The sequence below is a fragment of the Streptomyces griseorubiginosus genome (assembly GCF_017614965.1).
In the GTDB taxonomy this organism is placed as follows: domain Bacteria; phylum Actinomycetota; class Actinomycetes; order Streptomycetales; family Streptomycetaceae; genus Streptomyces; species Streptomyces griseorubiginosus_B.
Genome location: NZ_WVUG01000288.1, coordinates 1 through 11,289, shown reverse-complemented (window position 1 = coordinate 11,289; position 11,289 = coordinate 1). Strand labels below are relative to the sequence as shown.

11 protein-coding genes are annotated in these 11,289 nt (G+C 73.0%); 4 read left to right on the top strand and 7 right to left on the bottom strand.

Annotated elements, in window-relative coordinates:
* Together GRC12_RS35375 and GRC12_RS35370 are read right to left on the bottom strand one after the other, a co-directional pair.
* Positions 1 to 400, bottom strand: a 400-nt coding sequence (locus GRC12_RS35375) for a response regulator (RefSeq protein ID WP_208784078.1), incomplete at its 3' end; no start/stop codon positions are given.
* A 212-nt stretch (positions 401 to 612) separates the two neighbouring features.
* A complete protein-coding gene (locus GRC12_RS35370) occupies positions 613 to 1,281 on the bottom strand; it encodes a DUF3000 domain-containing protein (protein ID WP_133046039.1) in 669 nt (222 codons plus the stop codon).
* A gap of 119 nt (positions 1,282 to 1,400) precedes the next feature.
* Between GRC12_RS35370 and hemE the strand changes: the two genes are divergently transcribed.
* On the top strand, positions 1,401 to 2,459 hold the full coding sequence (gene hemE / locus GRC12_RS35365; RefSeq protein ID WP_208784077.1) for a uroporphyrinogen decarboxylase: 1,059 nt from the start codon (positions 1,401 to 1,403) through the stop codon (positions 2,457 to 2,459).
* A 13-nt stretch (positions 2,460 to 2,472) separates the two neighbouring features.
* On the opposite strand, the gene GRC12_RS35360 is transcribed toward hemE, so the two are convergent.
* Positions 2,473 to 3,285: a rhomboid family intramembrane serine protease gene (locus GRC12_RS35360; protein WP_208784075.1), complete on the bottom strand. Its 813-nt coding sequence runs from the start codon at positions 3,283 to 3,285 to the stop codon at positions 2,473 to 2,475.
* Between the two features lie 125 nt (positions 3,286 to 3,410).
* Between GRC12_RS35360 and GRC12_RS35355 the strand changes: the two genes are divergently transcribed.
* Positions 3,411 to 3,734, top strand: a complete 324-nt coding sequence (locus GRC12_RS35355) for a hypothetical protein (RefSeq protein ID WP_208784073.1) — start codon at positions 3,411 to 3,413, stop codon at positions 3,732 to 3,734.
* A gap of 78 nt (positions 3,735 to 3,812) precedes the next feature.
* On the opposite strand, the gene GRC12_RS35350 is transcribed toward GRC12_RS35355, so the two are convergent.
* Entirely contained in the window at positions 3,813 to 5,201 is a 1,389-nt protein-coding gene (locus tag GRC12_RS35350) for an FAD-dependent oxidoreductase (RefSeq protein ID WP_208784071.1), read from the bottom strand.
* Positions 5,202 to 5,228: 27 nt separating this feature from the next.
* Positions 5,229 to 6,218, bottom strand: coding sequence for a DUF4349 domain-containing protein (locus tag GRC12_RS35345; protein ID WP_208784070.1), 990 nt, complete (start codon positions 6,216 to 6,218; stop codon positions 5,229 to 5,231).
* Between the two features lie 160 nt (positions 6,219 to 6,378).
* Here GRC12_RS35345 and hemG point away from each other — a divergent pair, with 160 nt between their 5' ends.
* Positions 6,379 to 7,833: a protoporphyrinogen oxidase gene (gene hemG, locus GRC12_RS35340; RefSeq protein WP_208784069.1), complete on the top strand. Its 1,455-nt coding sequence runs from the start codon at positions 6,379 to 6,381 to the stop codon at positions 7,831 to 7,833.
* A gap of 5 nt (positions 7,834 to 7,838) precedes the next feature.
* Entirely contained in the window at positions 7,839 to 8,570 is a 732-nt protein-coding gene (hemQ, locus tag GRC12_RS35335) for a hydrogen peroxide-dependent heme synthase (protein ID WP_208784068.1), read from the top strand.
* Here hemQ and GRC12_RS35330 read toward each other — a convergent pair whose 3' ends face one another.
* Both GRC12_RS35330 and GRC12_RS35325 read right to left on the bottom strand, forming a co-directional pair.
* Positions 8,571 to 10,181 carry an alpha/beta hydrolase gene (locus GRC12_RS35330; protein ID WP_208784067.1) on the bottom strand — a complete coding sequence of 537 codons (1,611 nt, stop codon included), beginning with the start codon at positions 10,179 to 10,181 and terminating at the stop codon, positions 8,571 to 8,573.
* A 148-nt stretch (positions 10,182 to 10,329) separates the two neighbouring features.
* Positions 10,330 to 11,091 (bottom strand): TIGR04222 domain-containing membrane protein, encoded by a 762-nt coding sequence (locus GRC12_RS35325; protein ID WP_133041535.1) that lies wholly within the window; start codon positions 11,089 to 11,091, stop codon positions 10,330 to 10,332.
* Positions 11,092 to 11,289: the final 198 nt, after the last annotated feature.

Below are 11,289 nucleotides of genomic sequence, written 5' to 3'. Positions count from 1 at the left end.
GGGCGGCACCGGGCCGGGTGGGGAGCCCGACGTTGGTGCGGGTGCCGGTGACGACGTAGCCCTTGACGCCGCCCGCGAGGGCGTTGCGCACGGCGCCGATGTCGTCGGCGGCGGAGAGGGCCAGGCCGTTGGGCCAGCCCGCGGCGCGGGTCTCGGAGAGGATGGTGAGGCCCGAGCCGTCGGGCAGGTGGACGTCGGCGACGCAGATGTCGCGGGGGTTGCCGATGCGGGGACGAGCCTCCGCGATGGACGAGGCCTCGATGACGTCGCGCACACCGAGCGCCCACAGGTGGCGGGTGACGGTGGAGCGGACGCGCGGGTCGGCCACGACCACCATGGCGGTCGGCTTGTTCGGGCGGTAGGCGACCAGGCTTGCGGGCTGCTCGAGGAGAACGGACACCAGGCCTCCTGGGGTGCGGGACGGCTTTCAAGGTCACAGTCGTCTTCGGCAGCGAACCCGGGGTCCTTTAGGGAAAGATCACGATTTAGTGAGTAACAATCTGTGCAATTCGGACACGCGGTCGATCGTTCGGTGAACGAATCGGTTCGTTCGAGGGCTGATTCGTGATTGAAAGTGGCCGTATCGACAAAGTGACGCCCAAAAAAGGCGTGTCAGCGTGACTGCGGCCCCCGCCGCTGCGGCAACGTCACCACCGACGCGTCACCCGGCCCGGCCGGCGGCAGCCCGGCGACCTGGGCCAGCAGATCGCACCAGGCCGCCAGATGGGCCGCGGTGTCCGGCACCCCACCCAGCCCCTCGCGGGGCGTCCAGGAGGCACGGATCTCGATCTGCGAGGCCGCGGGACGCTCCGACAGCCCGCCGAAGTAGTGCGAACTCGCGCGCGTGACGGTGCCGCTGGGTTCGCCGTACGACAGCCCGCGCGCGGTCAGCGCGCCGGTCAGCCAGGACCAGCACACGTCCGGCAGCAGCGGATCGGCTGCCATCTCCGGCTCCAGCTCCGCGCGCACCAGCGTCACCAGCCGGAAGGTGCCCCGCCAGGCGTCGTGCCCGGACGGGTCGTGCAGCAGCACCAGACGCCCGTCGGCCAGGTCCTGCTCGCCGTCGACGACGGTCGCCTCCAGCGCGTACGCGTGGGGCGCGAGCCGCTGCGGGGCACGGGTCGGCTCCACCTCGATCTGCGGCCGCAGCCGGCTGCCGCGCAGGGCCTGCACCGCCGCGAGGAAAGCCGGCGGAGCAGCCCCGCTCCCGTCCCCGTCCCCCTCCTTGCCGTCATCCATCCCGCCAGCGCCGTCCGACAGTCGTTCCTGAGCCGCAGCCATGCCGGAAGATTAAGGGGAACAGGGGCGTGGTGCGGGCCTAGACACCCGGGATCGGGTGTACATGGGTGTAACCCCGTGCGGGGGCGGGAGCCCCACCGGCGTCATGTCAGACTTGCCCCGTGAGCGCCAACGAGACCCAGCAGCCGTCCCCCACGCACGACTCCGCCTTTCTCAAGGCCTGCCGCCGGGAGCCCGTGCCCCACACTCCGGTGTGGTTCATGCGCCAGGCGGGGCGCTCGCTCCCGGAGTACCGCAAGGTGCGCGAGGGCGTGCCCATGCTCGAGTCCTGCATGCGCCCCGACCTGATCACCGAGATCACCCTGCAGCCGGTCCGCCGCTACAACGTGGACGCGGCGATCTACTTCAGCGACATCGTCGTCCCGCTCAAGGCCATCGGCGTCGACCTCGACATCAAGCCCGGCGTCGGCCCCGTCGTCGCCCACCCGATCCGCACCCGCGCGGACCTCGCCCAGCTCCGCGACCTGACCCCCGAGGACGTCTGGTACGTCACCGAGGCGATCGGCCTGCTCACCCGCGAACTCGGCGCCACCCCGCTCATCGGCTTCGCCGGCGCGCCTTTCACCGTCGCGAGCTACCTCGTCGAGGGCGGTCCGTCGCGCACGTACGAGAACGCCAAGGCGATGATGTACGGCGACCCCGAGCTCTGGGCCGACCTGCTGGACCGCCTCGCCGACATCACGGCCGCTTTCCTGAAGGTGCAGATCGAGGCCGGCGCCTCGGCCGTACAGCTCTTCGACTCCTGGGTCGGCGCGCTGGCCCCCGCCGACTACCGGCGTTCGGTGATGCCCGCCTCCGCGAAGGTCCTCGAGGCCGTCGCCGGGTACGGCGTCCCGCGCATCCACTTCGGCGTCGGCAGCGGCGAGCTGCTGAGGCTCATGGGCGAGGCGGGCGCGGACGTCGTCGGCGTGGACTGGCGCGTCCCGCTGGACGAGGCCGCCCGCCGCATCGGCCCCGGCAAGGCGCTGCAGGGCAACCTCGACCCGACCGTGCTGTTCGCTCCCAAGGAGACGGTCGAGGAGAAGACCCGCGAGGTCCTCGACGCGGCCGCCGACCTGGAGGGCCATGTCTTCAACCTGGGCCACGGCGTCATGCCGTCCATCGACCCCGACGCGCTGACCCGGCTCGCGGAGTACGTCCACACGCAGACCGCGCGCTGACCCGCTCCGCCGCTCACCAGGTGTGCCGGGGCTGCGCCCTCCTGCCGAACAGCAGGCCGCGCGGTTCCGGCGGCGGGGGAGTGCCCGGCTTGAGCGGCCAGGCGAGCAGCATGCCGGCGATGAACCCCACGACATGCGCCGCGTACGCCACCGTGCCCGCGGCGGAGACGCCCTCGCCTGCCGAGTAGAAGGCCTGCAGCACGAACCAGAAGCCCAGCACCAGCCAGGCCGGCAGCCGTAGCGGCAGGAAGATCAGGAACGGTACGAGGACCCACACCCTGGCCTTCGGATACAGCACCAGATAGGCGCCGAGCACACCCGCGATGGCTCCCGAGGCGCCGATCAGCGGGTCGGCGGAGTCGGCGTTGAGAAGGGCGAAGCCGTAACCGGCCGCGTAGCCGCAGACGACGTAGAAGAGGGCGAAGCGGATGTGGCCCATGCGGTCCTCGACGTTGTTGCCGAAGATCAGCAGGAAGAGCATGTTGCCGAGCAGGTGCAGCCAGCTGCCGTGCAGGAACATCGCCGTCAGGACCGACAGCGGGGGCGACTTGTCGTAACCCGGCGGGGCCAGCAGACAGCCCCCGCCGCGCACGTCGCCCGTGGGCACCAGCTGGGGCATCTGATGGTGGATCAACTCCCGTGGCACGGCGGCGTAATGGTCCAGGAACGCCTGCAGATGGCACGTCTGTGACAGGTCGCTGCCGCCCGCCACCGAACCGGCGATGCCGGGCGTGGACAGGAACACGAAGACGTTCGCGGCGATGAGCGCGTACGTCACCCAGGGGGTGCGGCGGACCGGGTTCACGTCATGAACGGGGATGACCACAAGGGATTAGTGCCCCCGATGAGCGGGGCGAATCGGTGAACGTGGGCGCGCGCGTGTCCGTATGACTCGTCAACCGCCCGCGGCGCGGGGAAGGCGGGCCGCGGGGACGACGTGAGGAACAGGCGATGAACGACCGAGTCACTCCCTCGATGCATGCTCTTCCCGACGGTGAGGCCGAGATATCCCTGGTGGTGAGGCTGCCGTGGGAAGACGTGGCCAGGCTCGGCCAGGAGGCCGGGCGGCTCGCGTCCCAGATGCAGCGGCCGGTCACCCTGGACGAGGCGGTGAGCCACCGGCTGCGCTCCACACGACCGGCGGCGGCGCACGCGAAGCCCGCGGGGGAGCAGCCGGTGGCGATGGCGTCGACGGCCTCGGTGTCGTCGTTGCCGCCGCGGCCTCCGGCGGAGCAGGCGCGGCAGGCGATCGAGCGGATCAACGGGTCGGCGTAGGCTCGTTGCCGGGTGCGGGCCGCGGGGGTTGCTCGCGCCCCCGCGGCGGAGCCGCACATCGATACAGCCCCGCGCCCCTTACCGGTGTTGCTGGACCGCCTTCGAGGCCTTGCGGGCAGCTACCAGTACCGGATCCCAGACCGGGCTGAACGGGGGAGCGTAGCCCAGGTCCAGGGACGTCATCTGTTCCACCGTCATTCCGGCCGTGAGGGCGACAGCGGCGATGTCGACCCGCTTCGCCGCGCCCTCCCGGCCCACGATCTGCACGCCGAGCAGCCGTCCGGTGCGGCGCTCGGCGAGCATCTTGACCGTCATGGGCGACGCACCGGGGTAGTAGCCCGCGCGGCTCGTCGACTCGATGGTGACCGCCTCGAATTCCAGCCCCACCCTGCGCGCGTCCTTCTCGCGCAGGCCCGTGCGGGCGATCTCCAGGTCGCAGACCTTGCTGACCGCGGTGCCGACCACTCCGGGGAAGGTCGCGTAGCCGCCGCCGGCGTTGGTGCCGATGACCTGGCCGTGCTTGTTGGCGTGGGTGCCGAGGGCGATGTGGCGTTCCTGGCCGGAGACCAGGTCCAGGACCTCGACGCAGTCGCCGCCGGCCCAGATGTTCTCGTGGCCGCGCACCCGCATCGCGAGGTCGGTGAGCAGGCCGTGGTGGGCGCCGAGCGGGAGGCCGGCCGCCTTGGCGAGGGCCGTCTCGGGACGGACGCCGATGCCCAGGACCACGACATCCGCCGGGTACTCGGCGTCCTCGGTGGCGACCGCGCGGACCCGGCCGTCCCCGTCGGTGAGGATCTTGGTGACGGCCGCGTCGTTCACCATCGTGATGCCGAGGCCCTCCATGGCCTCGTGCACCAGGCGGCCCATGTCCGCGTCGAGGGTCGACATGGGCTCGCTGCCGCGGTTGACGACCGTGACCTCGTAGTCGCGGTTGATGAGGGCCTCGGCCATCTCCACGCCGATGTAGCCCGCGCCGATCACCACCGCTCGACGGCCACGCGTGCGTGCCAGTGAGTCCAGCAGGGCCTGGCCGTCGTCCAGGGTCTGCACCCCGTGGACGCCCGGGGCGTCGGCGCCCGGCATGTCCGGGCGGATCGGGCGGGCGCCGGTCGCGATCACGAGCTTGTCGTACGACGTCCAGGACTCGGCGCCGGTATCGACGTCACGCGCGCGTACCCGGCCGCCCGCCACGTCGATCTCCGTGACCTCCGTCCGGACGCGCAGGTCGATGTCCCGCGCGCGGTGCTCCTCCGGCGTGCGGGCGATCAGCTGGTCCCGCTCGGCGACGTCGCCGCCCACCCAGTACGGGATGCCGCACGCCGAGTAGGAGGTGAAGTGGCCGCGTTCGAACGCCACGATCTCCAGCTCGTCCGGGCCCCGCAGCCGGCGTGCCTGCGACGCCGCGGACATCCCCGCGGCGTCACCGCCGATCACCACCAGTCGTTCCCGCGCAGCGCTCATGCTCATGCGAACACGCTACGGGCGCAGGGCATTTCAGTCCTGTCGGCCCTCTTCGCGCGGACCCGTGCCCTCCGGGGCCGGGCGGGCCGTCGGCAGGGGGCCGAGCGCGCTCGTCGCCGGTGCGGGGGTCGGGCGGTGCGGCAGCCGGGGCCGGACCAGGCGCAGCCAGGCCAGGACGAGCAGGACGGCCACCGCGGCGAACGGCAGCACCGCGCCGAAGGCCACCGCCAGCCACCTCAGCATCGTCACGAAGGCGTGCCAGCCGCCCGCCAGCGCGTCCAGGAAGCCGGGGTCGTCGTCCTTCGCGGCCGCCTTCACCGGCGTCTCGGACAGGGACAGCGTGATGGTGGCCATGCTCGTGCGGTCCTTCAGCGACGCCTGCTGGGCGAGCAGCGCCTCCAGATCGGCCTCCCGGCTGCTCAACTCGCCCTCCAGGGCGACGACATCGCTCAGCTTGGTGGCCCGGTCCATCAGCTCGCGGACCCGGGCGACGCTGACCCGCTGCGATTTCACGCGGCTGTCGACGTCGACGACCTGGTCGGTGACGTCCTCGGCCTTCGCCGTCCGGTCGATCAGCTTGCCCGCGCCCTGGAGGTCGGCGAGCACCTGGTCGTAGCGGTCCACTGGCACCCGCAGCACCACACGCGTGTGCTCGCGGCCCTCCGGGTCCCGGCTGGTGGTCTCGTCGCCGACGTAGCCGCCCGCGCTCTCGGTGGTGCTCCGCGCCTCGTCGAGAGCCTTCGGCACGTCCTTGACCTGCACGGTCAGGGAGGCGGTGCGGATGATGCTGCTCGCGGTGAGCTTCGGCGCCCGGGGCTTGCCGCCGCTCGTCGCCCCCGCCCCGCCGGCGTCCTTCGCGCCGCCCGGAGCGGCCTCCCGCGCGTCGCCCCGGGCGGCGGCGTCCTTGGCGGAGGCGGTGCCGCCGGAGTCGCTCGCGGAACTGCATCCGGTCAGGGCGAGTGCCGCGGCCAGCAGGAGTCCGGCCAGGGCCTGGACAGGTCGTGCGGAACGTCGTGCGCGCATGTGGGCCTACCCCCCGAGGGTCGTGACGACTGACGCTCCTTCGACGCCGGAAGGGCGCGGGACGTTGGGCTCCGGTGGTCGCGATGCGGTCACGGTCGGGACTCGGCGGGGCCACATGGGCCCTGGCACGACTGTCAGTTGCGTCTGAGACAGTGGAGCCATGAACGGATCACGTGCCGGCAGCCGGGTGGTCGTCGTCGGAGCCGGCGTCGCCGGACTGGCCGCGGCCCACAGGCTGCTGCGGCGGGGCGCCGGTGTGACGGTGCTGGAGGCGTCGGACCGCGTCGGCGGCAAGCTGCTGCCCGGGGAGATCGCCGGTGTGCGCGTCGACCTCGGCGCGGAGTCGATGCTGGCCCGCAGACCGGAGGCGGTCGGCCTGGCCCGCGAGGTGGGGCTCACGGACCGCCTCCAGCCGCCGGCCACCGCGTCGGCCTCGCTGTGGACCCGCGGCGCCCTGCGCCCCATGCCCAAGGGCCATGTGATGGGCGTGCCGGGCACCGCGGACGCGCTCGCGGGCGTCCTCTCCGACGAGGGCCTGGCCCGCATCGGGCGCGACGCCGACCTGCCGCGCACGGAGGTCGGCGACGACGTGGCCGTCGGGGAGTTCGTGGCGGCGCGGCTCGGCCGCGAGGTCGTCGACCGTCTCGTGGAGCCGCTGCTGGGCGGTGTGTACGCGGGCGACGCGTACCGCATCTCGATGCGCTCGGCGGTCCCGCAGCTCTTCCAGGTCGCGCGGACGCACACCTCGCTGACCGAGGGAGTCCGCGAGATCCAGGCGAAGGCGGCGGCCGGTCAGCAGGCCGGGCCCGTGTTCATGGGCATCGAGGGCGGCATCGGCACCCTCCCGCCCGCCGTCGCCGCGTCGGTGCGCGCGCGGGGCGGCGAGATCGTCACCGGCGCCCCGGTGACGGAGCTACGCCGTGACGCGTCCGGCGGCTGGCGGGTGGTCGCGGGCGACCGCGTCCTGCACGCCGACGCGGTGATCGTCGCCGTCCCCGCCCCGGCCGCGGCCGGCCTGCTGCGCGGCGAGGCCCCCGAGGCAGCCGCCGAACTGGCCGCCGTCGAGTACGCCTCCATGGCCCTGGTCACCCTGGCCTACCGCCGCTCCGACACCGCCCTCCCGGAAGGCAGCAGCGGCTTCCTCGTGCCGCCGGTCGACGGCCGCACCATCAAGGCGTCCACCTTCGCCTCCCAGAAGTGGGGCTGGATCGCCGAGGAGGACCCGGACGTCCTGGTCCTGCGCACCTCCGTCGGCCGGTACGGCGAGACCGAGATCCTCCAGCGCGACGACGCCGCCCTGGTGGACGTCTCCCGCCACGACCTCAGGGCCGCAACCGGCCTGGACGCCACCCCGATCGAAAGCCGCGTCACCCGCTGGACCGACGGCCTGCCCCAGTACCCCGTCGGCCACCACGCGCGCGTGGCCCGCATCCGCGAGCACATCGCCAAGCTCCCCGGCCTCGCCGTCTGCGGCGCGCAGTACGACGGTGTCGGCATCCCGGCCTGCATCGCCAGTGCCTTCGCGGCCGTGGACCAGCTCGACGGGGACCTTGGCGGTGTGCAGGAGCTCACCGCCAACCCGGTGCAGTCCCTGCACGGAGGAGCGGGAGAATGAGGGACATGAGTGACGACGCCCCCACCACCGAGGCCGCGCGCATCCCGAACAAGGGCAAGCTGGCCAAGGACCTCAACGAGGTCATCCGCTACACCCTCTGGTCCGTCTTCAGGCTGAAGGACGTGCTGCCCGAGGACCGCGCGGGCTACGCCGACGAGGTCCAGGAGCTGTTCGACCAGCTCGCCGCCAAGGACGTGACCGTCCGCGGCACCTACGACGTCTCGGGGCTGCGCGCCGACGCCGACCTCATGATCTGGTGGCACGCGGAGACCAGCGACCAGCTGCAGGAGGCCTACAACCTCTTCCGCCGTACGAGGCTGGGCCGCGCCCTGGAGCCGGTCTGGTCGAACATGGCACTGCACCGCCCCGCCGAGTTCAACCGCTCGCACATCCCCGCGTTCCTCGCCGACGAGACGCCCCGAAACTACGTCAGCGTCTACCCGTTCGTGCGCTCCTACGACTGGTACCTGCTGCCGGACGAGGACCGCCGCCGCATGCTCGCCGACCACGGCAAGATGGCCCGCGGTTTCCCCGACGTCCGTGCCAACACGGTCGCGTCGTTCTCCCTCGGCGACTACGAGTGGATCCTCGCCTTCGAGGCCGACGAGCTGCACCGCATCGTCGACCTCATGCGCCACCTGCGCGGCTCCGAGGCCCGCCGGCACGTCCGCGAGGAGATCCCGTTCTACACGGGCCGCCGCAAGGACGTCGCCGAGCTGATCGCCGGCCTCGCCTGATCAGCGCCCCACCGCCGGCCGGGCCGTCGCGGAGCGGCTGTCCGGCCTCGTCGGTTCGGGGGCGGCGTGCGGGGCGCAGGCAGCGTGCCGCCGCGGCAGTCGCCCCTGCAGCAGGTACGCGTCCAGATACGCGTTGACGCACCGGTTCGGTCCGCCCGCGACGCCGTGCGTCCCCGCGTCCCGCTCGGTCACCAGCGCCGCCCCCGACAGCCGCCGCTGCAACTCCAGCGCCCCCTGGTAGGGGGCCGCCGCGTCCCGCTCCGCGGCCAGGATCAGCGTCGCCGGCACCTCACCGGGACCCGTCCGCACATCGACCGGCCGCTGCCGCGGCGCGGGCCAGTACGCGCAGGGCAGGTTCGTCCACACGTTGTCCCACGTCTCGAACGGCGCCACCCGCGCGAGCCGTGTGTTGTCCCGGTCCCAGACCCGGAAGTCCGTCGGCCAGGGCGCGTCGTTGCACTCCACGGCCGTATAGACCGCGTTGGTGTTCTCCACCTCGGCCGCCGCCTCCACCACCGGCGCCGCCTGCTCGATCAGCGGCTTCGGGTCGCCCTTCAGGTACCGCGACAGCGCCTCGGCCCGCTGCGGCCAGAAGTCGTCGTAGTAGCCCGCCGTCAGGAACGCGCCCTGCAGCTGCCCCGGCCCCACCTTGCCGCCCGCCGGTTCGGCCGCCAGCCGTGCGCTCGCCCGGTCGTAGCTGAACTGCACCGCCTCGGCCGTGCCGCCCAGTCCGTACACGTCGTCGTGCTCGGCGATCCACTCCCGGAAGTCCGCCCAGCGCTCCTCGAACGCGGCCGACTGGTCGAGGTTGTTGCGGTACCAGACCTGCTCCGGATCGGGGTTGACCGCCGCGTCGAACACCATCCGGCGCACATGGGAGGGGAACAGCGTGGCGTACAGCGCGCCCAGGTAGGTGCCGTACGACGACCCCATGAACGTCAGCCGTTCCTCGCCCAGCGCCGCCCGCAGCACGTCCAGGTCACGGGCGTTGTCGAGCGAGGTGTAGTGGCCGAGCGCCTTCCCGGCCCGCCGCGCGCACCCGCGCGCGTACGCCTTGGCCCGTGCGACGCGTTCCCTCTTGTACGACGGCGAGGGGTGCGTCGGCGCCAGGGACGGCCCCTTGAAGAAGTGCTTGGGGTCCTCGCAGGACAGGGGCGCCGAACGGCCCACGCCGCGCGGGGAGTAGCCGACGAGGTCGTAGGCGCCGGCGATGCGCTTCCACTGCGGCAGCAGGCCGACGAGCGGGAAGTACAGTCCGTCGCCGCCGGGCCCGCCGGGGTTGTAGACCAGGGCGCCCTGCCCGGGCACCCGGCGCTTGCTGTTGTGCGGGTCGCGGTGCGTGGCCCGCACCCGGCTGACCGTCAGCTTGATCTGGCGCCCGCCCGGGTCCGCGTAGTCCAGCGGGACGGAGACCGTGCCGCACTCCAGGCTGCCCGGCATGTCCTGCGCGTTCGAGCACGCGCCGAAGTCGACACCGGCGGCCCGGGCCCGCGCGGCGGCCACCGCCGTACCGCGCAGCTCGGCCGTGCCGGGGGCACTGCCGGCCGGGGCCGTGGCGAGGGCGGTCAGGAGCAAGGATCCGGCGGCCGAGTAGAGGGCGGCTGCTCTCATCGCGTATCCCTTCGGTGCACGGCGGCGACAAAAGGGAAGTCTCGTTCGGCCCCCGCCGAAGGCAAGCACCGTCCAGCGGTGTCGCCCCAATGCCCCCCGTGCGCCCCCGGCACACGCCTCACACCCGAAGGACCGGCCGTAGAACTGCCTACACCCGGTCGCGATGGGCGAAGGCGGCGCGCAGGTCCGGTTCGCCGACCGCGTGGACTCCGCGGACCGCGACACAGGTGAGATACGTACGGTCGTCGCCGTCCGAGGGGCGGCGGGCCAGGGTGCCCAGCAGGCGCTGACCGGCCGGGGAGGCCCAGCGGGAGTAGGGGTGCGCCTCGACGCGGGCTATGGCCAGACAGCTCAGGCTCAGGGCGAGCGGCAACGCGAACCACAGGGCGACCAGACCCCGCGACATGGCCGGCTGGGCCGGGGCCAGCAGCGCCGTCGCGCCCAGCGCCAGGACCGCCGGTACGGCGAGCCGCACCTGGCGCACCGCGGCCGCGACGGTGGTCCGGGAGCCGGCCGGCACGGCCAGTCCCGCGCGCACGAGACGGTCGCCCAGGTTGCCCACCGCGTCCGCGGCGGCAGCGGCGGCGCGGACCGGGGCGATGCGGTTCTGTCCCTCGGGCCCGATGGCCCCGATGACCGACTGCTCGATCTCGTCCCGTCCGCGCGGGTCGACCACCGTCGCCCAGCCGGTGTGGGCGAGCAGCAGCCGGCGCTGCCGGGCCATGGAGACCATGGTCAGATCGGCGACCCGGCGCGGACCGCCGGAGAGGAACGCGGCCTCGTAGAGCGTCAGATCACGCTGGAGCGGGTCCGTGTCGACGGCCGCCGCGCGTACGGCGGCCAGGCACAGCCGCGTACACGCCGTGCCGGCGACGGCCCAGGCCAGCAGCAGGAGGAGGACCCAGAACATGCCGCGTTTCTATGCCAAAGGCCCTCTCGGGCGCCATGCCTTGTTCACAATCCGGACGGAGCGTTGTCTGCCTGTGACGTTCCGCTTGTCCTGAACGGGACTACTGCGGAGGCGGGCTGGAGGCGGCCGGCGGCAGCGAGTAGGTCGCGGACGGCGTGGGGGCGACCGGGACGGCCGGGCTCGGGTCCGTCGTCGGTC

Bases quoted from the DNA above. Each gene is read 5' to 3' on its own strand.
- hemQ (WP_208784068.1), top strand. From the start codon at position 7,839: ATGAGTGACGACGCCCCCACCACCGAGGCCGCGCGCATCCCGAACAAG.
- GRC12_RS35350 (WP_208784071.1), bottom strand. From the start codon at position 5,201: ATGAGCATGAGCGCTGCGCGGGAACGACTGGTGGTGATCGGCGGTGAC.
- GRC12_RS35355 (WP_208784073.1), top strand. From the start codon at position 3,411: ATGAACGACCGAGTCACTCCCTCGATGCATGCTCTTCCCGACGGTGAG.
- GRC12_RS35370 (WP_133046039.1), bottom strand. From the start codon at position 1,281: ATGGCTGCGGCTCAGGAACGACTGTCGGACGGCGCTGGCGGGATGGAT.
- GRC12_RS35325 (WP_133041535.1), bottom strand. From the start codon at position 11,091: ATGTTCTGGGTCCTCCTCCTGCTGCTGGCCTGGGCCGTCGCCGGCACG.
- hemG (WP_208784069.1), top strand. From the start codon at position 6,379: ATGAACGGATCACGTGCCGGCAGCCGGGTGGTCGTCGTCGGAGCCGGC.
- GRC12_RS35330 (WP_208784067.1), bottom strand. From the start codon at position 10,181: ATGAGAGCAGCCGCCCTCTACTCGGCCGCCGGATCCTTGCTCCTGACC.
- GRC12_RS35345 (WP_208784070.1), bottom strand. From the start codon at position 6,218: ATGCGCGCACGACGTTCCGCACGACCTGTCCAGGCCCTGGCCGGACTC.